Source organism: Paenibacillus paridis, from assembly GCF_006345825.1.
Classification (GTDB): Bacteria; Bacillota; Bacilli; order Paenibacillales; family Paenibacillaceae; genus Pristimantibacillus; species Pristimantibacillus paridis.
In genome coordinates this window covers 461524-487321 of the sequence record NZ_VCIX01000091.1, presented here as the reverse complement: position 1 = coordinate 487321, position 25798 = coordinate 461524, and the positions used below count along the sequence as shown (strand labels likewise).

Sequence of the window (25798 nt, the reverse complement as noted above, 5' to 3'; positions counted from 1 at the left end):
CTGTCCATGCAATTACTTGAAGCTTTCTGCCCTCTCTGCCCGCTCGCCGCGCCTGTTCGAGGCATGATAGCTTCTAAGCAGCTCTAGTAATGAAGCTGGTCCAGTAGAGGCATAATAGTTCGCCTGCTCGTCCGGAGCTAATATTACGCCAAGCTGATGATGCTCGCCTGTAAATCGAGCGCGCTGCGCAAACTTGATTTCTCCTGCCAGATTCAGTACCTCCAGCTTGCAAAAGGCAGAGTTCTGGACAAGAGCCTCATACAGCTCTTCCTTTGTTTTCACACGGATACCATTAACCTTATGCACGATCTCGCCTGTAACAAGTCCCATGGCTGCAGCTGGCGTTCCAGGCACAATGCCCAGGATACGCAAGCCCCGGGAATCATGAACGTACAATGGAGACTGTGCCGCTTCTATGGCACGACTGCGCCATATAATCGCTTCATGCAGCAATAAGGAGGCAAGCCCTGCAAGTGGAAGGAGAATAGGCTGCCACCAGGCTAAAACAGCCGCAGCCGCCAATCCTATGCTATATAACAGCAAGCCTTTAGCCGCATGATTGGCTTTATCTCGGGGCAATAAGGAACGCGTCATCTCTGTAAACCCGATAATCATAGGCAAAGCCACGAACGTCCAGCCCTGCGATCCATCTGCGCCAAATAGCGGTGTCCAAGGAAGCGTCAATGCAGATGCACTGCCTACACCACTTGGTACAAGCATTAATAGTGGCACAGGCCAAAAGCCTTGCAGCATATAACCTCCGATCAGCTTTCCTCGCTTGCCTTCAAGAAACAAAGGCGTTGCCAGCTTAGCTCCTTGCCAGCGTACAAGAATCGCTTCTGCCAAATGTAAGATCGCAACCAGCACAAGCAATCCCGCAGCATCAATTCCCGCAAGGGACGCTGCCATTGCTCCTAGCCAATCGGTTCGATCAGACAAAGTGGTCCAGCCTATCAGCCATTGCAGCAGCGTGATGACACCTGCACTGTAGGCAAAGCATAAATATCGTATTCGTGCGAGCATGAGAACAGCCGCAGTAGCCCAGAGCCAAATGACAGCTTCTCCTGTCAAGGCTACACCAATGAATACACCGGCAGCGGAAACGAAAATCCCAACCAACAAACCAGCAGCCAGCGCTTTAAGAACTAAACTCGGCCAATGGTGCAGCTTAACCGCAAACATTTGCCTCTCCATCCTGATCTGCCTTGTGTACTGCAGAATAATAAATAACACCGCAATATAATAAAATGGCTGTGCCACCAATTGAACAGCCGCTTGTCCGAGCCTCTCCAGCACTTCCATCGCCGTTTCCAAAGCTAACACTCCTTCGTACGTTCCGCATTTCCTTCCATGCACAAAAAAATAAAAGGCCGACTCCGTTAAACAGAGTCAACCTCTTATTCATTCGACGTGCCTGTATCATTTCCTGCCTACTGCCTTAATTGCTTCATGGAGCTGCGTATCATTTTTCTCATCCTGAATCCAACCAATGACCGCTTTCTCCAGCGCTTCGCCAGTCAGCTTATCGACCTGTCCCGTAACCGATAAACTGTGCTCCGTTTGAAATTTCTTAACGGCCTCTGTCGTTTCTGCGCCATAATAACCATCCTCACGCTTCGGCTCGTAGCCAAGGCCGTGCAGCATAATTTGAACGCTGCGCACTTGTTCACCCAGCATATCCTGCTTAAGCGTCTCCGGCAGAGTCAGCCTGGCCACGGTGTATAAATCAGGCGGCTGCACAGTGATATCCGGTTTAATCCCATTTTGATGAATCCAATTGCCGTTTGGCGTTAACCATTTGGCAATAGTCATTTTCAAGAGGCTACCGTCACCAAGCGCTTTATTATAGCTCACCTGTACCGTACCTTTGCCGAACGAGGTTTCGCCAACAAGCTTGGCTCCTGCACTTTCCTGCAGTGCTCCTGCCAATATTTCAGAAGCGCTAGCACTTCCGTTATTCATCAGAACCGCTATCGGGTAGTTCTTGCTTTGTCCCTTGGACAACGTCTTCTCCCGATTTCCGTCGCGGTCTTCGACTTGGACGACGGTCGCTCCCTTAGGCAGGAAGGTCTGTGCAATATCCACAACAACGGGCAGCACACCGCCTGGATTGTTGCGCACGTCCAGCACAAGCCCTTTCAATCCTTGCTCCTCCAGCTTGGCAAGCTCCTGCTTAAATCGCTCTGCCGTATGCAAGGAGAATTGCCTGATTTCAATGACACCCGTTCCATCCGGACGCAGGCTGCTGTACACCGTCTCCACATCGATATCATCACGGATCAACACGAGCTGAATCGGATCAGAGAAACCCGCTCGCTGGACTTGAATCTTAGCTTTGGTACCTTTAGGCCCCCGGATCTTTGCTACCGCATCCTGTAAATTCAATCCGTCAAGCTTCGCACCGTTAACCGTAAGCAGAATGTCCTTGGCAAGCAAGCCTGAGCGCTCCGCCGGTGAGCCCTTAATCGGGGAAACAACGACAATTCGACCATTCTCAAGCGTAACCTCTGCACCGATGCCCGTAAAGGAGCCTTCGATGGACTCCGAGAAATGCTGAGCCACATCCTTCTCCATATAAACCGAGTAGGGATCGTCCAGTGATGACATCATTCCGCTCACAGCGCCGTCGAGCAGCTCGAGGCGATCGACTTTTTGGTAATATTTTGTTTCAATTAATTCCAGCACCGCGTTAAGCTTCGTCAGCTCATCCTCATTCAGCCTGAAACGCTCACCCTCGCCAGCAGCGGAAGCGGTGAGTGCAGCCAGCGATGGCTTGTCCGGTTTAATGATTTGATCCGCAATCGTCAGCGTCACGAGCACGGATGCAATCATCGTCAGCATAACGAACGCGATTACTGTGCGTCCTTTGAAATGCACCTGTCTACACCACCTTCTCATCTTACACGGTCTTTGATTTAAGACCACCTTAGTATATGACAAATGGGTTAGAATTATTTGTATTATACGGTAAAGATGATCATTTTCCAGGTTGACGTTCTATAGTTCAAACAAGGCAGCCACAAGGGCTGCCTTTGATCATTCGTTATGGAGTTGGAACTATTTCAGATAGCTGCTTGGGTTTACTGGCGTTTGGTTGACGCGCACTTCGAAATGGAGATGCGGGCCCGTCGAGTTGCCTGTACTGCCAACCTCGGCAATTTTCTGGCCTTTCTTCACCGTTTCGCCTTTTTCAACTTTGATCCCACCATTGCGAATATGCCCGTACAGCGTCCAAAGCCCGTTGCCATGATCGATAATGACACAGTTTCCGTAGCTGCTCCATGTTTGGGCTACGAGTACTACGCCCCCCTCAGCTGCATAAATGTCGGTTCCTTGCGGTGCCGCAAAATCAATGCCTGTGTGCGTATGCTTTTTACCGGAAATCGGGTGAACCCGCGTACCGAAGTTCGAGCTAATTCGGTAACTGTCCCTGATTGGCATACCAAGCTTGCCACCGGTATAAGGGTTCGAGATTTTATTTTTCTCGGCATTCAGCTTCGATACCTTGGAAGCAAGGGCCATGAGCAGCTCCTCTTGTTCCTTGCTAATGCCCTCAAGCTCTTCAAGTGTACTGTCGATTTGCGAGAGCTTATTGTCAATCTCCTTAATATTTTCGTTGTAGCTGGCAATCATCGTTTCCTTCTCTTGTTCCTTCTTCACGAGATGAGCCTCATATAGCTCAAGCTTCGCGTAGATTGCCTTCACTTCTTCAAACTGCTTCTCCACCTCAATTTTCTTGAGGGAGACAAGCTCCTTCTCTTCTCTTTGCTCAGCCAAAATATCACGATCCTGCGATAAAATGGACTGAAGCGCATCAAAGCGATCAATAAAATCAGTAAAGCTTGTCGCGCTTAGCAATACGTCCATATAAGAGACAAACCCATTCGTATACATTAGCCGCATCCGGGATTGCAGCAGCTCGTCTCTCGTTTTTACGCGCTCTTCCGCCTGCTCAAGCTCCAACCCGGTTTGCAGAAGCTCTTCTTCCTTGGCGTCGCTTTGCGCTTGCGTTTTTGTTTTATTAATGACGACATTATCGATCTCCGCCATCAGATTTTGAATAGAAGCTTCCGCCTCTGCTTTTTTCGTAACGATATCGCCCTTTTCGTTCTTTGCATTAACTGCTTGCTTCTGAGCATTGGCTGCCTGCTGCTCGGCTTTCGCAGCGAGCCGCTCCGCTTCCTTCATTTCGGCCTTGGCAGCTGCAATTTGCTTCTTGATATCACTAAGGGAAGCAGCTTCTCCTCCAGTCGGCTGCAATACAAATACCGTCAGCATCATCATTACTGTTAATAATAACCATTTTCTCTTCTTCACGTTCGCTTCCACCTACACTTTCAAATACTTTCGTATCGAAATCGTACTGCCCCAAATGCCAATCAAGGTTCCAAGTACAATGAGCAGAGTTCCGGTCATCAAGCCAGACTCTTGTATCGTGACGAGCTTTATCATCATAAGTGACAATTCCATTTGTGTAAATTTCACGAGCTGTGAATATCCCGCTAATACTGCCGCTGTCGTAAGGGCCGAACTTATAATGCCAATCAAAGCACCTTCAATAAAAAACGGCCAGCGGATAAAAGAATTGGTTGCGCCAACGAGCTTCATAATGCCAATTTCCCGGCGCCTTGCGATAATCGTCATCTTGATCGTATTCGAGATCAAGAACATTGCGGTTACCGATAAGCCTATAACGATGACAATGCCTATGTAACGAACAGCATTCGTAATTTTAAATAACGTTTCTACCGTGCCTTGTCCGTATTTCACTTTGGCAATAGGGATAAGCTCATCTGCTGTATTGATCGCTTCGATTTGCTTGGCAGCATCATCAATCGATTGGGGATCGTAAACCTCTACCGTAAAGGAATCCGGCAGCGGGTTTTTTTCCTTTTCATAACCATCCAGCAAATCCTTGTTCTCTTCGCCCAAGTTTTTGCGCAGCAGCTCAAGCCCCTCTGCTTTGGATACAAACGTCACGCTTCTGACTTCCGTCAGATTTCCGATTTTGTTCTGTAGCTCCGTAATTTTCTCTTGTTCCACATTCAACTGCAGAAATACGCGAATTTGCACTTGGCTTTCAATTTGGGCAGCCATATGATTCACATTCAATGCAAGCAGCAAAAACATACCGAGAATAAATAAAGATATAAAGATTGAACTCATTGAGGCGAATGACATCCAGCCGTTTCGAATGATATTTTTGGCGCCTTCCCTCAGATGCCGAAGTATGGTTCTAAGCTTCATAGCCATACTCCCCTCTAGCCTCGTCACGAACAATGTTTCCATCCTCGATGGCTATGACGCGCTTGCGTATGGAGTTAACGATGTCCTTGTTATGAGTAGCCATTACGATTGTTGCGCCTCGAAAGTTAATCTCTTCCAAAAGGTTCATGATTCCGAGCGACGTTTCCGGGTCAAGGTTTCCTGTAGGCTCGTCCGCTACGATAACCGATGGGTTATTGACAATCGCGCGTGCGATTGACACCCGCTGCTGCTCGCCGCCTGAGAGCTGTGCCGGCAGGCTGGCATGCTTATGCTTGAGACCAACGAGATCCAGCACCTCCATCGTTCGCTTCTTGATTATGCGTGTGGGCGCTTCGATAACCTCCATAGCAAACGCCACGTTTTCAAAAACCGTTAATTTGGGTAATAGTCTGAAATCCTGAAAAATAACGCCAATATTGCGCCGGACAAAAGGAATTTTGCGCGGCTTCAGCTTGCCTATATTAAATCCGTTGACTGAAATCTGTCCTTTGGTCGGTACTTCCTCGCGATAAATCAGCTTCATGAATGTTGATTTTCCCGCGCCTGAAGGTCCTACGAGGTAAACAAATTCGTTGCGATCTATACGAACAGAGACGCCTTTTAACGCATGCGTTCCGTCGATGTACGTTTTCCATATGTCTTGCATCTCAATCACATTATCACATCCTGTTTATAGTCAGTACTACTATTTCGACAGTTTGTGCTGAATTCCTTCATAAGGAGCAGCCTTTCCTCATTTTTCACAAATCTCATAATCAAAAGCTTTGTCGAATCAAGCTTCTATTGCCCATTAGACAAATATGAGCAAGTCTTTGCATATACATGTAAGACTGTCTTTTTCAACCTATCGAAATAGAACATTTTTTAATGAAAGGGATTCTCCATTTCACCGTGAAACGGACTTTTTAGCGCCAAGCTCGGCGACCGCCGTTTCGCTTAACAAGCAGAAAGGAGTGATTCGTATCGTCAAACGAATACACATTACGATTATCGTCGCTGCCTCCCTGCTGCTCATAGCAGCTGTCGGCTGGGGATTTGTCTGGAATTACGCGCATCAAAAAACCGTCCCCAATGAGGTCGTAGCTGGAGGAATACCTATCGGAGGCCTGCCTATTCATGAAGCGCTGGAGAAGCTTGAGAAGTATGAAGATTCGCTGCTGCAGCGCACGATTGCGATTCATACCGAAGCATCCGCAGATGACAAGAAACAGTGGACTGCTGCCGAGCTTGGCTACAAAGCTGAGTTTCAAGGCATTCGCGAAGCGTTAGCCAAGCTGGATGAAGGAGATAGCTGGGAACGTGCCCAATATCGCTACCATTTTCAAAAAACATATACCCTCGAACAAAGCTGGAACCCAGATGCCTTTGATGCCGCAGTTCGAAAGCAATGGAGTTATATCGAACAAAATGAAGCCAAAAATGCCACCCGTGCCATTACGGATGACGATAAAGTCGTTTATGAGCCGCATCTGGATGCGTACCGCATTGATCTTGAACCGTTAAAGGCGCAGGTTAATGAATGGATCGTCATTAAGCAGGAGCAACTGGGAGCATCCGTAGAAAATGCCTTTGAAGGCGTGCTGCCGATTAAGGCGATTCATCCCGCCATAACGCTGGAGAAGCTGAAAGATGAGGGCATTGATCGTAAAATAATCGAATTTTCCACCGACTTTCGGACGAGTGCCGAAGGAAGGGCACATAATGTCACCGTAACCGCCCAGGCGCTTAACGATTGGGAGCTCGCGCCTAACGAGGTTTTTGACTATGGCAAGCTGATTGCAAAGGCTGAAGATCTTTATGACTACCGAGAGGCGCCCGTCATTTTAAACGGAAAATTGGTACCGGGTATCGGCGGAGGTATCTGTCAGGTATCCAGCACACTGTATAATGCTGTGCTGCGCACCGGCCTGGAGATTGTCGAACGACGCAACCATTCCCTGCCTGTTGCCTACCTGCCCATCGGCCAGGACGCCACCTATGCGGGCGGGGCTATCAATTTCCGTTTTAAAAATACAACAGGAAAACACCTCATCATCCGGACGGAAGTCGAAGACCGCAAGCTCACCGTTAAACTATTCGGCACCATGAACGAAAACGTGCGTTATGATATTGAATCGGTCACACTCAAAACGATTGCACCGGCGGTGCAGGAAAGCAGCAGTGACCGTTTATCCCCTGGTCAAAAAGTCACCCTTGAAAAAGGCAAGCCGGGCTATGTCGTCGAAACCTATCGAACGCTGTTGCGTGATGGCAAAGCCGTTTCAAAAGACCGAGTGTCGCGCGACACTTACAAGGCACAACCAACGATCATCGAGGTCGGCTCAATGAAAAGTGGCAATAGCCCTACAGCAACCCCTACGCCACCCGCTCGTTCGCAAGAGCCCTTGCTTGAAGACGGGATTTAAACGTTAAAACTCGATTTTCCGCTCCCAGCAGAAAAAAAGCAGTTCAGCTCGGCACCTACAAGGCGCCTCTGAACTGCTTTCTATTTACGATTGCTGAGAATGTATTATCTGCTGCGCTCCAAGTACTCGGTTACCCAGGCAGCCGTTTGCTCCAGTGCAAGCTCAGCGCGTCCGATAGCATCCTGTACCTGCGTTTTCGCTGTACCGCCATAGACGTTGCGGGCATTAACAACCTGCTCCGGCTGCAGCACGGCGTAAATCCGATCGTCGAACAGCGACGAGAATTTTTTGAATTCCTCAAGCGTTAGGTCCAGCAGATATTTGTTTTGCTCGATGCAATACAATACCGTTTTGCCAATAACCTCATGCGCTTGGCGGAAAGGCAAGCCTTTGCCAACGAGGAAGTCCGCGATGTCCGTTGCGTTCGAGAAATCCTGATTCACTGCTTGGCGCATACGGTCTTTGTTCACCTTCATCGTCGCAATCATTGGGGCGAACAATTGAAGTGCGCCTTGCAGCGTCTTCACGGTATCGAACATGCCTTCCTTGTCTTCCTGCATGTCCTTGTTGTACGCAAGCGGCAGTGACTTCAGTACGGTCAGCAAGCCAACAAGGTCGCCGTAAACCCGTCCGGTTTTGCCGCGGACAAGCTCAGGCACATCCGGATTTTTCTTCTGCGGCATAATGCTGCTGCCTGTGCAGAAAGCATCATCAAGCTCCACGAAGTGGAACTCCGTGCTCGACCAAAGAATAAGCTCTTCGCTCATACGCGAGAGATGCATCATAATAATGGACGCATCCGCAAGAAACTCAACGATAAAATCGCGGTCGCTTACCGCATCCAGGCTGTTCTCGTAGACACGGTCGAATTTCAATTGGCTCGCTACAAAATGACGATCGATTGGGAACGTCGTTCCCGCCAAAGCGCCAGCACCCAGCGGGAGCACGTTGATCCGTTTGTAGCTGTCCTGAAGACGTTCGATATCACGCCCGAACATCGATACATAAGCCATCAAATGATGAGCGAACAAGATCGGCTGCGCACGCTGCAAATGCGTGTATCCCGGCACAATCGTATCGATATTCGCTTTGGCTTGCTCGATAAGCGCAAATTGCAGCTTATAGAGCATGTCCACGAACTCGACTACGCGTTTGCGAAGCCACAAATGCATATCCGTCGCCACTTGGTCGTTACGGCTGCGTCCTGTGTGCAGCTTCCCGCCTACCGAGCCAACATCGTCGATCAGCGTTTTCTCGATATTCATATGGATATCTTCATCTCCGATGGAGAACTCGATATCGTTGCGCTTGATGCGTTGAAGGACGCGGTGCAAGCCGTCCTTAATTTTCTCAACGTCATCAGCAGGCAAAATGCCTTGTTTGCCAAGCATCGTAACATGAGCAATGCTGCCTTGGATATCCTCTTCGGCAAGCTCCTTGTCGAACATAATCGAAGCCGTATATTCCTCTACCAATTGGTCTGTTTTCTTCGTAAAACGACCGCCCCATAATTTACTCACTGGTTCGTTACACTCCCTTGTAAACCTTATTTATTGCTGACTGCAGAGGACACTTTCAAACGCAAAGCATTCAGGCGGATGAAGCCTGTCGCATCACCTTGATCGTATGCTTGTGAAGGATCGGCCTCCATCGTTGCAATGTCAGGATTGTACAAGCTAACTGGACTTTGCACGCCTGCACCAATTACGTTGCCTTTGTAAAGTTTCAGACGAACAACGCCGCTTACGTTCTTTTGAGACTCTGTTACGAGTGCTTGCAAAGCAAGACGCTCAGGAGCAAACCAGAAGCCGTTATAAACAAGCTGGCTGTATTTGGCAATCAAGGAGTCACGAAGATGCATGACTTCGCGGTCCATCGTCAACGATTCCATTTTGCGGTGAGCCGTGAACAGGATCGTTCCGCCCGGTGTTTCATACACGCCGCGGCTCTTCATACCGACGAAGCGGTTCTCAACCATATCCACACGGCCGATGCCGTGCTTGCCGCCAAGATCATTGAGCGTATCCATAACCTCAAGAGGGCTCAGTTCTTTGCCGTTAATGGCTGTACAGTTGCCTTCTGCAAAAGTAAGCTCCACGTACTCCGCTTGATCTGGAGCATTCTCTGGAGATACGCTAAGCACATACATGCTCTCGTTCTCTTCGGAGCTCGGATCGAACCAAGGATCTTCCAGCATGCCGCTCTCAAAGCTAATGTGCAGCAGGTTGCGGTCTGTCGAATAAGGCTTTGCAGCAGAAGCTGTAACCGGAATGTTATGCTTCTCTGCATAAGCGATCATTTCTGCACGGCCCGGGAACTCTTCACGGAACGCTTCCGAACGCCATGGCGCAATAACGCCAATTTCCGGTGCAAGCGCAGCAGCTGTCAGCTCGAAACGAACTTGGTCATTGCCTTTACCTGTTGCGCCATGCGCAATGTAAGTCGCGCCTTCTGCACGGGCAATATCAACCATGCGCTTAGCGATAAGCGGACGGGCAATGGAAGTACCGAGCAGATATTGGCCTTCATACAACGTTCCCGCTTGGAACATCGGATAGATGAAATCTTTCGCGAACTCTTCGCGAAGATCGTCGATGTATACTTTTGACGCGCCTGTCGCGAGTGCTTTTGCTTCCAAGCCGTCCAGCTCATCCTTTTGTCCGATGTCTGCCGTGAAAGCGATGATTTCAGCGTCATACGTTTCTTTCAGCCACTTAAGGATAACCGATGTATCCAGGCCTCCCGAGTATGCAAGTACGATTTTTTCTTTTGCCATAGTAATGATAACTTCCCTTCAAATGAATTGATCTATAAGTGGTACCAAAAATTATGTTTTAGTCGCTGCGCGAGTAGATCATTCTTACGATCGCGGTTGCAGCCAGATTCTTTTATTGAATTAAACCTTATAAGGTAAGAATCCGACTACAAAGGCGAACACTTCGTTTCTACAGAACGATCTTCTCGCTTCGCTAAACCTTAAACTCTTTTGCTCAACTTATCTATTTCCAAAATCTAAATTAAGCCATAATAGCTGCCATGATTGCTTTTTGCGCGTGGAGACGATTCTCCGCCTGGTCAAAAATAATCGAACGGTCGCCGTCAATGACGCCCTCGCTCACTTCTTCGCCGCGGTGCGCGGGCAAGCAGTGCATGAAGAGGTAATCCTTCTTCGCGTATTTCGCCAAAGCTTCGTTCACCTGATAAGCTGCAAAAGCAACCTCGCGTTCTTTCTGTTCCGCTTCTTGGCCCATACTCGCCCATACATCCGTATAAACGATATCCGCATCGGCAATCGCTTCCTTCGGATCACGGCAAATGTGGATTTGCGAGCCCGTCTCAGCCGCATGGTCCTTCGTCTGCTGGATAATATCAGCATCCGGCTCGTAGCCTTCCGGCGTGGCAACCGACATATGAAGACCAAGCTTGGCTGCTCCCATGAGCAACGAATGCGTCATGTTGTTGCCATCGCCGATATAAGCGATTTTCAGCCCTTCCAGACGGCCCTTTTGCTCCAAAATCGTCTGGTAGTCGGCGAGTGCTTGGCATGGATGCGAAAGATCCGTCAAGCCGTTAATGACTGGAATCGTTGCTCCGCGAGCCAGCTCAACCACTTTACGGTGCGCAAATGTACGAATCATAATGCCGTCTAAGTAACGTGACAACGTTTGGGCTGTATCCCAAATGGTCTCGCCGCGTCCGATTTGCAAATCATTGCCGCTTAGGAACAAGCCTTGGCCGCCCAACTGGTACATCCCTACTTCGAACGAAACGCGCGTGCGTGTCGACGACTTTTCAAAGATCATGCCCAGCGTTTTCCCTTTAAGAACATGATGGGTTTCGCCTGCTTTTTGCTTTTGTTTCAAATCAATAGCCAAATCGATCAAGTAACGGATTTCCTCCGGCTTGAAATCAACCAGCATTAGAAAATCGCGCCCCTTCAAGCTTTGCGCCAATTCCTCTTTTACAGCTCCTTGCATAATAGAGCCCTCCTTCAGTTAAAAGCCTTCTGCTTGCTTATTTAAACGGCTTGCTGCTGTTTATCGAGCAGATCTACCAATATGGAAACAGCGATGTCGATTTCTTCGTTTGTTACGAGCAAATTCGGCAATAGGCGAATGACATTCGGACCTGCCGAAATGGCAATTAGCCCGCGTTCCTGCGCTTGATTCAAAATCTCGCCAATCGGCTCCTCGCATTCGATGCCAACAAGCAGCCCCAAACCGCGAACCTCACGCACAAAAGCATTTCCTGCTAGCTTCTCGCGAAGCTGCGTCATCAAATATTCGCCCTGCTGAGCCGCTCGTGCTGAAAGGCCTTCACCGACAATCGTCTCCAAGGTCGCCTTGACGACTGCGGTTGCAATCGGCGTGCCGCCAAAGGTTGAACCGTGGCTTCCTGCCGTAAAGCCTTCGCGAAGCTTCTCTTTCGCAGCCATGGCGCCGACCGGGAACCCGCTTCCAAGCCCTTTAGCCATCGTGAAAATATCCGGTTCGATGCCAAAATGCTCATAGGCAAACAGCTTGCCCGTACGCCCCATCCCGGTTTGAATCTCGTCTACGATCAGAAGGATGCCCTGCTTCTCGCAAAGCGCGACAAGCGATTTCAAATATTCAGCATCAACAGGGTAAATGCCGCCTTCTGCCTGAACCATTTCCAGCATAACCGCTGCTGTTTGATCCGAAACAGCTGCCTCAAGCGCAGCTATATCGTTCAACGGAATCGTTTTGAATCCGGCTGGCAACGGGGCGAAGCCTTCCTTCACTTTCGCTTGGCCCGTCGCTGTAAGAGTAGCAAGCGTACGTCCATGGAAGGATTGCTCGAAGGTAATAATCTCAAAGCGGCCGTTGTTCAGCACTTTCTGGTTATAACGACGGGCTAGCTTAATGGCCGCTTCGTTAGCTTCCGCACCTGAGTTGCAGAAGAAAACCGCATCCGCACAGCTGTTGTCCGTGATAAGCTTGCCCGCTTCCGCCTGGTTTGGTATGTGAAACAGGTTGGATACATGCCAAAGCTCATCCAGCTGCTTAATAAGCGCCGCTTTGATTTGTTTAGGAGCATGCCCAAGATTCGTAACGGCAATCCCGCTCATAAAATCAAGGTATTTGTTCCCTTTATCATCCCACAGCCAGCTTCCTTCTCCCTTGACCAAAGCCATCGGATATCTTGCATAGGTTGGAAATAGGGATTCATCCGCAGCTGCCGCTGTTTTGGTTTCACTCATCGCCTTCTACACCCGCCCTTCATTCGTCTGAACAATACGCGTACCAACGCCGCCCTCGCGAACCGCCTTGGTTAATACGCCTGGCTCCTCGCCGCTTACGATAACCACTTCGCTTACACGTCCTTGGATGCATTGAATCGCTGCGCGCACTTTCGGAATCATGCCGCCGTATATTTCGCCGCTCGTGATCATTTCCTCGATTTCCGCAACCGAGACAACAGGAAGCACCTGCTTTTGCCCGTCCACCGTCTTCAAAATGCCCAGCACATCCGTGACAACGATCATTCGCTCTACGCCCAGATGGGAAGCAACCGCCCCCGCTGCCGTATCTGCATTGATATTGTAGCGCTGGCCTTGCCCATCAATGCCAATTGGAGCAATAACAGGGATATACCCCATCTCCATAACGCCTTCAATGATGGCTGCATTCACATCCGTGACATCGCCGACAAAGCCGATCTCCGCCGCATTGGCAACAGGACGCGCTTGTATGAGCATACCATCTACGCCGGATAGTCCTAGCGACTTAGCTCCGTTGATTTGGATTTTACGCACGATTTCCTTATTGATTCGTCCCGCTAGCACCATCTCTACCACGTCAAGGACCGCATCATTCGTCACCCGCAGCCCGTTCACGAACCCCGTCTCGATGCCAAGCTTGCCCAGCGTTTCGGAAATAGCGGGACCGCCTCCGTGTACGATAACCGGAAGCACGCCGGAGAGCTGCAGCTCCCTCAGTTCGTCAAAAAAGCTGTTTGGAAGCGCCGCTAGCGTGCTGCCTCCGCATTTCATTACAAATCGTTGCTCCGTCACTGTCTCATACCCTCCAAGCCTCTTCTTTGCTTACGTCCGATAAGCCGCGTTAATGCGGACATAATCATAGGTCAGGTCGCAGCCCCATGCCGTCGCTGTTCCCTCGCCGTTATGAAGGTCTACCCGGATGACGACCGTATCGCCCTTCAAATATTCCAAAGCAACTTCCTCGTCGAAGCCGACCGGACGCGATTGCTCCAATGTCACAATATCGCCTAGACGGATATCAACCGTCTCCGGGTTCACGGGCTGGCCTGCACGACCTACTGCCGCAATAATCCGTCCCCAGTTGGCATCCGCTCCAAAAACAGCTGATTTGACAAGTGATGATCCGATTACCGTTTTCGCAATGGCTTGAGCTGAATCGTCGCTTACCGCACCGTTCACCTGTACTTCAACGAGCTTCGTCGCGCCTTCGCCGTCACGGGCAATGGCCTTCGCCAGCACCTCGCATACGTAACGAATGGCAGCTGCGAATGCAGCCCAGCCCTCATGCGCTGCCGTCAGCTCGTTGTTGCCTGCAAGACCGCTCGCCATAGCGACCAGCATGTCGTTCGTGCTTGTATCGCCGTCAACCGTAATCATATTGAACGTCAGATCCGTAGATTGGCGCAGCACTTGTTGAAGAGCCTCACTGCCGATCGCTGCATCCGTTGTCACGAAGCCAAGCATCGTTGCCATATTCGGGTGAATCATGCCTGAGCCTTTTGCCGCGCCGGCCACATACACGCGCTTGCCGTCTAGCTCAAGCTCGACGCAGACCATTTTTTGCACCAAATCCGTTGTCAGGATCGCTTGGCAAAAATCATCCGCTCCTTCACGGCTTCCTGCCAGCTTAACAGGCAATCCGTCAATTCCGGTGCGTACCTTATCCATTTTCAATAGCTCGCCAATTACGCCCGTTGAAGCGACCGCTACTTGATCAGCTGCTACGCCGATGGATTCTGCGAATCTGGAACGCATTTCATATGCGTCCTCGTCGCCTTGCTTGCCTGTGCAGGCATTTGCGTTGCCGCTGTTCACCAGCACAGCGCGAAGCAAACCGTCAGAGCCGATGCTCTCCCGCGTTACTTGCAGCGGTGCTGCCTGGAATACATTCGTCGTATATACGCCTGCTGCCGCAGCTGGAACCTCGCACACAATCGCGCCCAAATCGTGCCGCGTCGTTTTTTTGAGACCGCAATGCAGTCCGCCTGCCTTAAAGCCTTGGGGAGTCGTTATCGAGCCGTCCGTGACGACTGAGAACGAGGTTGCCGTAGTATCCTGTCCCATCGTAAAATCGTATCTCCTTCACCTGTATAAGTATGGATGATAAGTTCAAAAGCTATGTTTGCTGCTTAAGGGTAAACGGGAACAAATTGCAGACCGAGCGTCTCGTCCCAGCCCATCATCAGGTTCAGGTTTTGAATCGCTTGACCTGCAGCGCCTTTAACCAAGTTATCAATAACGGAAACTATCGTCACACGGCCCGTACGCTCATCAACCGCAAAACCGATATCGCAATAATTGGAGCCCCAGACTTCCTTCGTAGACGGCCATTGTCCTTCTGGACGGATGCGCACGAACTTGCGGCCTTCATAGTAGGAACGATAAAGCTCGATAAAATCATTCGTGCTTCTATCGCCTTGCAGCGTCGCATACATCGTAGACATAATGCCCCGCGTCATCGGTACAAGATGGGTAGTAAACGTTGTTACCACAGGCTTGTTCGCTGCGTCCGAGAGGACCATCTCAATTTCCGGAATATGTTGATGCTTATTCAATTTATAAGCTTTAAGATTTTCATTCAGCTCCGAATAATGTGTGCCAAGCGAAGCTCCCCGCCCTGCGCCGGATACGCCGGATTTTGCGTCAATAATGATAGTGGCCGGATCGATCCAGCCCTCTTTGACTGCTGGAATAAGGCCAAGCAGCGTCGCGGTCGGGTAACAGCCTGGATTGGAGATAAAAGGGGCGTTTACGACCTGATCCCCGTAAATTTCAGCCAAGCCAAAAACCGCTTGCTTCAGATAAGCCTCATCCGCCGCAGGCTTTTTGTACCATTCTTCATATAATGCAGGCGATTTCAAACGGAAATCACCGGATAAGTCAATGACTTTTAAACCAACTTCAAGCAAAGACGGTACCAATCTAGACGCGACGCCAGCAGGGGTTCCCAGGAACACTACATCTGCCTTAGCTTTAATGGCAGCTGGATCTACGTCATCTAGCAATTCCTCGCGAATGCCCAGCAAATGCGGATAGCCCTCTGTAATTGGAGTGCCTGCCGCGGAGGAAGAAATGACCGAAGTTATCTCTGCCAACGGGTGGGATGCGAGCAATCGAATGAGCTCTACACCGCCGTAGCCGGTTGAACCGATTATTGCTATTTTCACCTTTGTGCTCATGTTAATCTCTCCTCGAAACTAGATGCTGCACGCTGAGTTCGGCTCGCGCTGCAGCTCTCTCTATTGCTCTTTCCGCACGCGGAAAGGTTGTCATCTTCTTCAACTTATAATTGTACAACATTCGGCAGTTGATGGAAATACGCACATTCTTTCGTATTATTATACATTCGAATTAATAATAATACAACGGACAAATCATGATGTTTTTGAACGCTAAAACTCAGGTGAATCGCTCGATTTTCCAACATTTCACTCGATAACTCTTGCTACTTTTAGTTCAATCAATATTTTTCCAGCTTTTATGTATAAACTCATTCTCCAATAATAAACACACGAAAAAAGAACGTATGTTCCCTTTTGATGATATCACAATACTCCTGGAATTGACACACGCATCAAATAAAAAAGCCAAGCGTCAGCAGCGGCAATAAAATAATTCCACCTCAAGCCACTCAGCTTTATTTCATACTCACAACTACTTAACTCTCCAGCTTAAACCCTTGCCCCAGCACCTCTGCCGTATTGCTTATAATGACGAAGGCGCCTGGATCAATTGCCCGCACCAGCTGTTTGAGCTTAGGGACCTCATTTTGCCCAACGACGACCATCAATACCGTGCGCCCTGCTCCCGTGTATCCCCCATGTCCATCCAAGCGCGTCAAACCGCGGTCCAAATCATTCAGAATCGCTTCGGCAACCGGCTCGGAATGCTCGCTGATAATGAACGCAACTTTCGACAATTGAAGTCCGCTTTGTACAAAATCAATCGTCTTGCTCGTGACAAACAATCCGATCAGCGCATAAAGAGCTACCTCAGGCGAAATGATGATACCCGCCGCAATAATCACGCAACCATCAAAGCAAACAATCGCTAGGCTAAGCGGGAGGCCCGTATAACGATGCAAAATTTGCGCCGCCAAATCCAAGCCGCCTGTTGATGCTCCGCCACGAAAAACAAGACCCAATCCAAGCCCAACGCCGATTCCGCCATAAATCGCTGCAAGCAGCGGATTATCGGTTGGTGAAGGCCATCCATCCGTGATCAGCACGAACAACGGCAAAATAACCGAACCCAGTGCGGTTTTGACTGCGAAGCGTTTGCCGAGCAGCCACAAGCCTGCAATAAACAAAGGAATATTAATCGCCCATTGCGTAAGCGCTGGCGTAATTCCTGCTACTCGCTGTACGAGAATAGACACCCCAGACACCCCGCCCGAAGCAATGCCATTGGGCACCATGAACATATTAAAGCTAATCGCAACGATGGCCGAGCCAATCAGCAACTGAACGATGCTCCACACCGACTGAGCGCGCGGACTCCAAACACGGCCGCCTTTTTTTCTTTTTAAAGCCCCCTCGTTCATGCCACCGATCTCCCCGCAAGCTTATTTTCGCAAAAAGAAGAGCTCCACACGTCTCTCGTGTCGGAACTCTTCCCCGTAGCTATTTATTTAATCATGACGAATTTGATGGCGCAGATAACCATCGATAAATGCATCGATATCTCCATCCATAACTGCGCCTACATTTCCTGTCTCCACCGAGGTGCGGTGATCCTTAACCATACTGTAAGGATGGAACACATAAGAACGAATCTGGCTGCCCCAAGCAATCTCGGATTGATCGCCACGGATTTCAGCAAGATGCTTAATCTGCTCCTCGATCTTGCGTTCATACAGCTTGGAACGAAGCATCTTCATCGCCCGTTCCCGGTTCTGGATTTGCGAGCGCTCCTGCTGGCACGCCACCACGATACCGGAAGGAATATGCGTAATTCGAATCGCAGATTCCGTCTTGTTGACGTGCTGGCCGCCCGCGCCGCTCGCACGGTACGTATCAACCTTTAGATCCTCAGAACGAATCTCGATTTCAATGTTGTCGTCAATTTCCGGTACAACATCGCAGGATGCAAAGGAAGTATGGCGACGACCAGCGGAGTCGAAAGGAGAAATGCGGACGAGCCTGTGCACGCCTTTCTCCGCCTTCAAATAACCGTAGGCGTTATAACCCTTAACGAGTATGGTCACGCTCTTGATACCGGCCTCGTCGCCCGGCAAATAGTCGAGCAGCTCCACCTTGAAGCCGCTTTTCTCCGCCCAGCGCGTGTACATCCGATATAGCATCAAGCCCCAGTCCTGCGACTCGGTCCCGCCAGCCCCAGGATGCAGCTCCAGAATTGCATTAAGCTTGTCATAGGGCTGATTCAGAAGCAGTTGGAGCTCAAACTCACTGATCTTCTTCATAAGCTTCTCTACGCCGCTCACAACGTCCGCAGCAACCGACTCATCGCTTTCCTCTTCCGCAAGCTCTAACAGCATCTGCAGGTCTTCCTGCTCGCTATTTAGCCCAGAATAGTGATCAACGACCGACTTGACCGCATTCATCTCCGAAATGACGCCCTGTGCCTTGTCATTATCATCCCAAAAATCAGGCATCGTCATCTTCTCTTCGAAATTGGCGATAATCTCTTGCTTAATATCTAAGTCAAAGAGACCCCCTGAGCTCTTGGAGACGCTTAGCCATTTCACGCAGGTCTTGTTTAACCGTTATGTCTATCATAGCTTCGCTTCACCTCAAAATCATTCTTCGTTCCATATCGTATGCCGCGCCGCCCAGCACCGTACCTTACTTGCCGTGGCACTGCTTGTATTTCTTGCCGCTGCCGCATGGACAAGCATCGTTGCGTCCTACGCGCTCTTCGCGCTTAGCGGGACGCTTCTCGATCGCTTCCCCGCCGCCGCTCGTCGTCGTCGTTTGCCCTTGAGCCACTTCCTGACGCTCCAGGTTGCTCTCTACGCGCGCCTTCATGATATATCTGGCAACTTCCTCTTGAATGCTCTCAATCATTTCCTTGAACATCTCAAAGCCTTCAAACTGGTACTCACGAAGTGGATCGGTACCGCCATAGGCACGCAAGTGGATACCTTGACGAAGTTGATCCATCGCATCGATGTGATCCATCCATTTGCTGTCTACGGCGCGAAGCACAACTACCTTCTCGAACTCGCGCATGGTCTCTGCTCCAAGCTCTTCCTCGCGCTCATCATAAGTAGCAACAACCTCTGCCAAGATATATTCAACGATCTCGTCCTTCTCTTTGCCCCAAATCTCATCCTTGGACAAAGCTCCTTCCGGCAGGAAGGTTGCAAGTGCGTAGTCCACGATCGCTTGAAGATCCCACTCCTCCGGAATATCTTCCGAGGTATGTGCTTCCACAATACGCTCAATGACAGGCTTCAGCATGTCCATAACTTCTTGGCGGATGTCGTCCGAGCCTAGAATATCACGGCGCTGCTTATAAATAACCTCACGCTGTTGGTTCATGACATCATCATATTGCAAAACGACTTTCCGAATGTCGAAGTTGTTGCCCTCAACACGCTTCTGCGCCGATTCTATCGCTCTAGAGATCATCCGGCTCTCGATTGGCTGATCCTCGTCTAAACCTAGTTTGTCCATCATGCCCATAATATTTTCAGAACCAAAGCGGCGCATCAGTTCATCCTCAAGCGATAAATAAAACTGGGAAGAGCCTGGATCGCCTTGACGTCCAGCACGTCCACGCAGCTGATTGTCGATCCGTCTGCTCTCATGGCGCTCCGTACCGATAATATGCAAGCCGCCAAGATCTGCAACCTGATCGCCAAGCAAAATATCCGTACCCCGTCCTGCCATGTTCGTAGCGATCGTTACCGATCCCGCTTGGCCAGCACGAGAGATAATCTCTGCTTCCTCCGCATGGAACTTTGCATTAAGCACTTTATGCGTCACGCCTCTACGCTTCAGCATCTCGGATAGCTTCTCGGAATTTTCGATAGAAATCGTACCGACAAGAACCGGCTGGTTTTTGCTGTGACGCTCAACGATTTCTTCCACAACCGCTTTGAACTTGCCCATCTCGGACTTGTAGACCACATCCGCGATATCCTTACGGATCATGGAACGGTTGGTTGGCACTTGAATAACATCAAGCCCATAAATCCGTTTGAACTCTTCTTCCTCTGTTTTCGCAGTACCGGTCATCCCGGCAAGCTTGCGGTACATCCGGAAGTAGTTCTGGAACGTAATCGTGGCAAGAGTCATGCTCTCGTTCTGAACCTTCAGTTCTTCCTTCGCTTCAATCGCTTGATGCAAGCCATCGCTGTAGCGGCGGCCCGACATGAGACGACCGGTAAACTCATCGACAATGACGACCTCTTCGTCTTCAACAACATAGTCCACGTCGCGTTTCATAATGAAATTCGCTTTCAACGCTTGTTGAACATGGTGGTTAAGCGTTACGTTCGCATGGTCAAAAAGATTTTCGATATGGAAGGCCTTCTCCGTTTTCTCTACGCCTGATTCAGTCAGCATTACGCTGCGAAGCTTGATATCAATCGTAAAGTCTTCTTCAGGCTTCAAACGGCTAATAAAGCGGTCAGCGGCAAAATAAAGCTCCGTCGATTTCGCAGCTTGTCCCGAAATAATAAGCGGCGTCCGCGCTTCATCGACCAGGATGGAATCCACTTCATCGATGATGGAAAAATAAAGGGGACGCTGTACCATTTGTTCCTTGTAAAGCACCATATTGTCACGCAAATAATCGAACCCGAATTCATTGTTCGTTCCGTACGTAATATCGCAAGCATAAGCTTCTTGCTTCTCATCATGCGACAAGCCGTGCAAGTTACAGCCAACGGTCATGCCAAGGAAACCATACAACTCTCCCATCAGCTCACTATCACGTTGTGCCAGATAGTTATTGACGGTGATAACGTGTACGCCTTTGCCTAGCAGTGCATTCAAATAAACCGGAAGCGTCGCAACGAGCGTCTTACCTTCACCCGTTCTCATCTCCGCGATCTTGCCTTCATGCAGCACCATGCCGCCCATCAATTGCACGTCAAAATGACGCATGCCGAGCGTACGCTTGGAAGCTTCTCTTACCGTTGCAAAAGCTTCAGGCAAAATTTTGTCCAACGTTTCGCCTTTTTCAATCCTTGCTCTGAATTCCTCAGTTTTAGCACGAAGCGCTTCATCGGATAAGCCTGTAAATTTCGATTCGATTGCGTTGATTTCATCTACCGTCCGTTGGAGCCGTTTTACCTCGCGCTCGTTATGGTCACCAAATATCTTTTTCACTAGTCCGAGCATGGAATTCCCCTTTCGTAATGACGCCTCTTTGCATTAAATTGTATCAGTTTGTCGACACCGCCGCAACGAGGATGGTTGGAAAAGAAAAAGCCTCTCTCCAAAAAGGAGAAAAGGCTCTTCGATTTAAGTATAATTGCTGCTAGCCCTGCTCGATTAGCCCATATTTTCCATCGCTTCGTTTGTATACAACACTCACTTCTTTGTTGTCTACATTCGAGAAAACGAAGAAACTATGTCCAACCATATTCATTTGCAAAATCGCCTCTTCCACGTCCATCGGCTTCAGAGCGAAGCGCTTGGTACGTACAAGCTCCAAATCGTCTTCTTCCTCCAGAACGCCCACTGCGGAGCCCTCTTCCTTAAATAAGGCACGAACGCCGCTGCCTTGGCGGAACTTGCGATTCACTTTTGTTTTATGTTTGCGTATTTGTCGTTCGAGTTTGTCCGCAACCACATCGATCGATGCGTACATGTCCTCGCTTTTCTCCTCGGCCCTTAGCATGACGCCGGTGAGTGGAATGGTCACCTCTACTGCATGTTTTCCTTTGGTGACGGATAGGGTTACGTTAATATCGGAGGTGATTGGTGCTTCGAAATATTTATCCAATCGGCTGAGTTTCTTTTCGACGTAGTCTCTCAATGCGTCTGTCACTTGAAAGTGTTGACCTCGAATGTTGTAGTTCATGGGGAACTCCTCCTTTACATGTGCTTATTATATCATATGTAAGCGCTCGAATCAAAATAGTTTTTAATTAATTTAGAATTTTCAGATAAATTAAATCATAGATGTAATAGAATGTTCACAACTGGCGGGGCATCTGCCCCTACAAAGGTACGTGCAAAAAAACCAACAAAAAAAGCCCCGGTTTCCCGGAGCTTTGTGTAAGTGACATGTGTAGTGATCCAAAATATAGGTTGGCTGGATCAGCCGAATGATTACAATTTAACTACGTTAGCAGCTTGTGGTCCGCGAGCGCCTTCTACAATATCGAATTCCACGGATTGGCCTTCTTCAAGTGTTTTGAAACCTTCAGTTTGGATTGCGGAGAAATGAACAAATACGTCGCCGCCTTGCTCAGTCTCGATAAATCCATAACCCTTCTCTGCGTTAAACCATTTAACTTTACCTTGCATGTGCAAACATTCCCTTCATCTTCAAATACTGTGAGGCATCTCATCGTATAACCCACAATTTGACTATAACACCCACTTAACGGAATTGTCAAACAATTTGTTGTAAGCGGATTCAATTGGGCGGTAACAGGGAATCTCTGTACAGCTATAGCCCAATGAATCGATAATTTACGATTGTTAAGAGGATTTTATCTATATGCAAATACTTAAAAATAATCATTCTCTTGCTTCATTTTCTTTTTTTTCTACACACTTTGTCGATGTTTTGTTAGAAACTTTCTAATTTATCCCCCACCCCGTAAACAAGATGAGGGTTTTAATTATATGATCATTTGGAACCGCAACAAGTAGTTAATAATGATGGCGCCCAACACTAGACACTTAAACTTAATCTAATAATGTAAGTAAAATTCATTTACACTATTAAAGTCACAAATGCCTTTTCCCTTCGAGATTCTAAATAAAAGTCCATCTTTACCCTTGTATTTGTAGTAAACATTCAGCCTCATATTCTCTAATCTGCCACTCACACAGTTCCTTTATATCTTTACCCTGCAAATAATCAGTAACCCATTGAATAGTAAAATCCAAAGCCTTTTCTAATTGCCATTTTGGAGTCCAATTCAACTCATTTAATGCTTTAGAACAGTCCAGTTTGAGCATATTTGCTTCATGCCTATGTTTTTGGCTTTCTACTTGATAGCCAGGGTGTTCATTAGGCCACTTGCCTAGTATTTGATTGACAATCCATTCCACTGACTTAGCATCACTATCTCTTGGGCCAAAGTTCCAGGCTTGCGCAAACTTTTCACCTTCCTCCGAATACAGAAGCTGACAAAGTAGTAGATAGCCAGACAACGGCTCCAGGACATGCTGCCATGGACGAATAGCGTAGGGATTTCGAATTTGAATCTGTTCACCTTTAGTCAACGATCTAATCAAATCAGGAATCAACCGATCTTTGGCCCAATCTCCTCCACCGATAACATTTCCTGCTCGCGCCGTAGCCACTCTGATGCTAGCTGATTTCAGAAAAGAACGACTATATGCTGAAGTAATGAGTTCCGAACAAGCTTTACTACTGGAATACGGATCATATCCTCCCAATGGCTCACTCTCACGGTATCCCCAATGCCACTCCTGATTCTCATAACATTTATCTGTTGTTACATTTAAAATTACACGCACCGTGCTACAGGTACGTGCAGCCTCCATTATATTCACAGTTCCCATCACATTAGTTGTATAGGTCTGCACCGGGTCTTCATAAGATTCTCGAACCAAAGGCTGCGCTGCCATATGAATAATGATCTCAGGTTTGTTTTTTTGTAGTGAATTTTTCAACAGCTCCAAATCGGTCACATCACCAAAAAGAGACTCCTCTAATACCTCCTCCATATTCCCCAGTTCAAATAAAGACGGAGCAGTAGGTGCAGATAAAGAATAGCCAGTTACCTTAGCCCCCATGTTATGAAGCCATAAACTTAGCCAGCTACCTTTAAATCCTGTGTGCCCTGTGAGAAATACACGCTTACCTATCCAGAAACTACGATCCACCATGCCTGCTTTAATCATATAGGCACTCCTGACTTTCATACAATTTTATTTTGATTCATATTTCTTAATGGTCTTGATAGTGCATCTGATACAATTCTAATTTAGTGCTTAATATCGATTCTATATATTTCGTTTCTAATTCCTTTTCACCAGCTAAAAAATTCGCCAGTTTCCCAACAATTTTACTATTTTCAGGACTATGGTCATGGAGAAAGCTGATAATTGAGTTCTGTTCAAACCCATATATTTTTGCTTGCAAGCAAAGCATGTCACGTATATAAATTTTTCGATTGTGCATAAAATTAGAAGAATTAAGCATGTCATATATTGTATCTATATAAACACTATTATTAACCGTAAATATTATTTTACCGTTCATATTCATAACTTTAGAAAGATTGCTAAATATCTTATCCAATTCATCAGAGTAACAATCCAATGGCTTTTCTATATAAACCAAATCGTACTTATGGTTAAGTTTCTCTGGAAAGTGGCGTAAATCATCAAGCAGGATCACATCTTCTGAAATAGACTTTACATCAATCTCATATTTATGTTCTGTTGTGCAAATACTCAACTGTGGTTTTGCACCAAAACTTGACCAAATTTGATTTTTTATTTGCATCAAAGTGGCTCCACACTTAACATCAATTCCAAGAATAGACTTCACATTGGACAACTGACTAAAATCTATTTTCAAATATGTAGGATTCATTCGCGCATCCAACCAAGCATCCATACCATATTTATCTAAAAATGTTTGTCTTCCTTCTTCCAATGAATTGGTTTGATGGTCACTTACAGTCGTTAAGCTACCATAATGATGTGTCACTGTATCCGCACAATAAATAAGCTTGTACCCCGCACGTCTGATTCTGAAACTAATATCGTCGTCTGCAAATTCACCACGGAAAAATCGAGTATCATAGTAGCCTATTCGATCCAAAAGAGCTGTTGAACAGCACAAGACATTGGGCAAAAGTACTACTCGTTCTTCCCATTTAGAAGGATCACTTATATTGTACTCTCTCGCCTTCTCTTGGAAATCCTCTTTAGAATAGAATGGCATTGAAATTTGCTGTAAATTGGAGATAAAAGTCGCTCCTGGAGACACATATCCGATACATGGATCCGACTCTATACAAATAATCAAATTTTTCAACCAGTTTGGAGTAAATATAAAATCATTGCATACAGTGGCGCAGTATTCCCCTTCTGCTGCCATCATGCCAATATTAAAGCCTTTTACAACATGAAGGTTATATTTCAAGTGGATGACCTTTGCTCCGACAATGGAATCAAAGTACTCTTTTGTTCCATCCGTTGATCCGTTATCTACCAAAATTAATTCGTAATCCACATCATCCGTATTCATTAGAATACTTTCTACGCAATCGCGTGTATAATCGAGGTTATTATAAGCTAACAGAACAACACTCGCTTTACAGAAAGTCTCTTTACCTTTCGAGGCAATTTCTTTATGATCTACGATCCCTACTTCAGGATAAAGACGAGGATGATCCTCCTTATTAACAAAATTCTCTATGATATAAGCAACCTCAAACTCTAATATTCGAAACAAAGAGCGAAAGTGAAAGCGAAAATCATATAAAAACTCGTTTATTTTATCATTCATTACACTCTGTTCCAGTTGATTAATATAGAATATAATATTCGCATTTATCTCTTTAACCCGATTTGGAACTGATACATTCACTGTCACTTTGTCAAGCGCATCCACCAATTCAAGCATGTTATCCAGTACCTTAATATCTGATAGGTTTAGCTCACCATTCTGTATACAATCTTCCAAATAACAAATTGCCTCATATCCAGTTTCTAATATTCCAATTATCTGCGTAGTAATATTATGATCCATT

At 47.7% G+C, this 25798-nt stretch carries 20 protein-coding genes; 1 reads left to right on the top strand and 19 read right to left on the bottom strand.

The genetic code is table 11. The features are described 5' to 3' along the window. Nucleotides 1-12: 12 nt before the first annotated feature. The 5 genes from FJQ58_RS22220 to ftsE form a co-directional block, all read right to left on the bottom strand. Nucleotides 13-1314 carry a PDZ domain-containing protein gene (locus FJQ58_RS22220; RefSeq protein ID WP_139996987.1) on the bottom strand — a complete coding sequence of 434 codons (1302 nt, stop codon included), beginning with the start codon at nt 1312-1314 and terminating at the stop codon, nt 13-15. Between the two features lie 105 nt (nt 1315-1419). Next, entirely contained in the window at nt 1420-2898 is a 1479-nt protein-coding gene (locus tag FJQ58_RS22215) for a S41 family peptidase (protein WP_476641273.1), read from the bottom strand. 159 nt (nt 2899-3057) lie between these two features. Then, nucleotides 3058-4317 (bottom strand): murein hydrolase activator EnvC family protein, encoded by a 1260-nt coding sequence (locus FJQ58_RS22210; protein WP_238404249.1) that lies wholly within the window; start codon nt 4315-4317, stop codon nt 3058-3060. Between the two features lie 12 nt (nt 4318-4329). Next, entirely contained in the window at nt 4330-5247 is a 918-nt protein-coding gene (gene ftsX / locus FJQ58_RS22205) for a permease-like cell division protein FtsX (protein WP_139996986.1), read from the bottom strand. Beyond that, nucleotides 5237-5923 carry a cell division ATP-binding protein FtsE gene (gene ftsE, locus FJQ58_RS22200; RefSeq protein ID WP_139996985.1) on the bottom strand — a complete coding sequence of 229 codons (687 nt, stop codon included), beginning with the start codon at nt 5921-5923 and terminating at the stop codon, nt 5237-5239. Before ftsE ends, ftsX begins: the two co-directional genes overlap by 11 nt. 298 nt (nt 5924-6221) lie before the next feature. On the opposite strand from ftsE, the gene FJQ58_RS22195 reads away from it, so the two are divergent. Further along, nucleotides 6222-7673, top strand: coding sequence for a VanW family protein (locus tag FJQ58_RS22195; RefSeq protein ID WP_238404248.1), 1452 nt, complete (start codon nt 6222-6224; stop codon nt 7671-7673). Nucleotides 7674-7777: 104 nt separating this feature from the next. Here the strand turns inward: FJQ58_RS22195 and argH are convergent, their stop codons facing one another. From argH to FJQ58_RS22125, 14 genes are all read right to left on the bottom strand, one after another. Beyond that, complete coding sequence (gene argH, locus FJQ58_RS22190; protein WP_139996984.1) at nt 7778-9193, bottom strand: argininosuccinate lyase; 1416 nt, start codon at nt 9191-9193, stop codon at nt 7778-7780. A 26-nt stretch (nt 9194-9219) separates the two neighbouring features. Beyond that, nucleotides 9220-10449: an argininosuccinate synthase gene (locus tag FJQ58_RS22185; protein WP_139996983.1), complete on the bottom strand. Its 1230-nt coding sequence runs from the start codon at nt 10447-10449 to the stop codon at nt 9220-9222. Between the two features lie 241 nt (nt 10450-10690). After that, a complete protein-coding gene (argF, locus tag FJQ58_RS22180) occupies nt 10691-11650 on the bottom strand; it encodes an ornithine carbamoyltransferase (RefSeq protein WP_139996982.1) in 960 nt (319 codons plus the stop codon). A gap of 41 nt (nt 11651-11691) precedes the next feature. Further along, entirely contained in the window at nt 11692-12894 is a 1203-nt protein-coding gene (locus FJQ58_RS22175) for an acetylornithine transaminase (protein ID WP_139996981.1), read from the bottom strand. Between the two features lie 6 nt (nt 12895-12900). Continuing rightward, a complete protein-coding gene (argB, locus tag FJQ58_RS22170) occupies nt 12901-13686 on the bottom strand; it encodes an acetylglutamate kinase (RefSeq protein WP_139997032.1) in 786 nt (261 codons plus the stop codon). 51 nt (nt 13687-13737) lie between these two features. Continuing rightward, nucleotides 13738-14979 carry a bifunctional ornithine acetyltransferase/N-acetylglutamate synthase gene (gene argJ, locus FJQ58_RS22165; protein WP_139996980.1) on the bottom strand — a complete coding sequence of 414 codons (1242 nt, stop codon included), beginning with the start codon at nt 14977-14979 and terminating at the stop codon, nt 13738-13740. Between the two features lie 65 nt (nt 14980-15044). Continuing rightward, nucleotides 15045-16094 (bottom strand): N-acetyl-gamma-glutamyl-phosphate reductase, encoded by a 1050-nt coding sequence (gene argC / locus FJQ58_RS22160; RefSeq protein WP_139996979.1) that lies wholly within the window; start codon nt 16092-16094, stop codon nt 15045-15047. Nucleotides 16095-16573: 479 nt separating this feature from the next. Beyond that, nucleotides 16574-17458: a YitT family protein gene (locus FJQ58_RS22155; protein WP_139996978.1), complete on the bottom strand. Its 885-nt coding sequence runs from the start codon at nt 17456-17458 to the stop codon at nt 16574-16576. An 87-nt stretch (nt 17459-17545) separates the two neighbouring features. Continuing rightward, nucleotides 17546-18653 (bottom strand): peptide chain release factor 2 gene (gene prfB / locus FJQ58_RS22150; protein WP_139996977.1). Its coding sequence is split into 2 segments (ribosomal slippage): nt 17546-18580 and nt 18582-18653, totalling 1107 coding nucleotides; the frame shifts between segments, so codons are not numbered across the junction. 66 nt (nt 18654-18719) lie between these two features. Continuing rightward, nucleotides 18720-21227 (bottom strand): preprotein translocase subunit SecA, encoded by a 2508-nt coding sequence (secA, locus tag FJQ58_RS22145; protein WP_139996976.1) that lies wholly within the window; start codon nt 21225-21227, stop codon nt 18720-18722. 139 nt (nt 21228-21366) lie between these two features. Further along, entirely contained in the window at nt 21367-21912 is a 546-nt protein-coding gene (hpf, locus tag FJQ58_RS22140) for a ribosome hibernation-promoting factor, HPF/YfiA family (RefSeq protein WP_139996975.1), read from the bottom strand. Nucleotides 21913-22163: 251 nt separating this feature from the next. After that, on the bottom strand, nt 22164-22361 hold the full coding sequence (locus tag FJQ58_RS22135; protein WP_028608231.1) for a cold-shock protein: 198 nt from the start codon (nt 22359-22361) through the stop codon (nt 22164-22166). Between the two features lie 474 nt (nt 22362-22835). Continuing rightward, nucleotides 22836-23936 carry a CDP-glucose 4,6-dehydratase gene (gene rfbG / locus FJQ58_RS22130; protein WP_420799857.1) on the bottom strand — a complete coding sequence of 367 codons (1101 nt, stop codon included), beginning with the start codon at nt 23934-23936 and terminating at the stop codon, nt 22836-22838. A 46-nt stretch (nt 23937-23982) separates the two neighbouring features. Next, complete coding sequence (locus FJQ58_RS22125) at nt 23983-25797, bottom strand: glycosyltransferase (RefSeq protein ID WP_139996974.1); 1815 nt, start codon at nt 25795-25797, stop codon at nt 23983-23985. Nucleotide 25798 lies beyond the last annotated feature (1 nt).

Bases quoted from the DNA above. Each gene is read 5' to 3' on its own strand.
- FJQ58_RS22215 (WP_476641273.1), bottom strand. From the start codon at position 2,898: ATGAGAAGGTGGTGTAGACAGGTGCATTTCAAAGGACGCACAGTAATC.
- ftsX (WP_139996986.1), bottom strand. From the start codon at position 5,247: ATGAAGCTTAGAACCATACTTCGGCATCTGAGGGAAGGCGCCAAAAAT.
- FJQ58_RS22185 (WP_139996983.1), bottom strand. From the start codon at position 10,449: ATGGCAAAAGAAAAAATCGTACTTGCATACTCGGGAGGCCTGGATACA.
- argF (WP_139996982.1), bottom strand. From the start codon at position 11,650: ATGCAAGGAGCTGTAAAAGAGGAATTGGCGCAAAGCTTGAAGGGGCGC.
- FJQ58_RS22175 (WP_139996981.1), bottom strand. From the start codon at position 12,894: ATGAGTGAAACCAAAACAGCGGCAGCTGCGGATGAATCCCTATTTCCA.
- argB (WP_139997032.1), bottom strand. From the start codon at position 13,686: ATGAAATGCGGAGGCAGCACGCTAGCGGCGCTTCCAAACAGCTTTTTT.
- argJ (WP_139996980.1), bottom strand. From the start codon at position 14,979: ATGGGACAGGATACTACGGCAACCTCGTTCTCAGTCGTCACGGACGGC.
- argC (WP_139996979.1), bottom strand. From the start codon at position 16,094: ATGAGCACAAAGGTGAAAATAGCAATAATCGGTTCAACCGGCTACGGC.
- FJQ58_RS22155 (WP_139996978.1), bottom strand. From the start codon at position 17,458: ATGAACGAGGGGGCTTTAAAAAGAAAAAAAGGCGGCCGTGTTTGGAGT.
- secA (WP_139996976.1), bottom strand. From the start codon at position 21,227: ATGCTCGGACTAGTGAAAAAGATATTTGGTGACCATAACGAGCGCGAG.
- hpf (WP_139996975.1), bottom strand. From the start codon at position 21,912: ATGAACTACAACATTCGAGGTCAACACTTTCAAGTGACAGACGCATTG.
- FJQ58_RS22135 (WP_028608231.1), bottom strand. From the start codon at position 22,361: ATGCAAGGTAAAGTTAAATGGTTTAACGCAGAGAAGGGTTATGGATTT.
- rfbG (WP_420799857.1), bottom strand. From the start codon at position 23,936: ATGATTAAAGCAGGCATGGTGGATCGTAGTTTCTGGATAGGTAAGCGT.
- FJQ58_RS22125 (WP_139996974.1), bottom strand. From the start codon at position 25,797: ATGGATCATAATATTACTACGCAGATAATTGGAATATTAGAAACTGGA.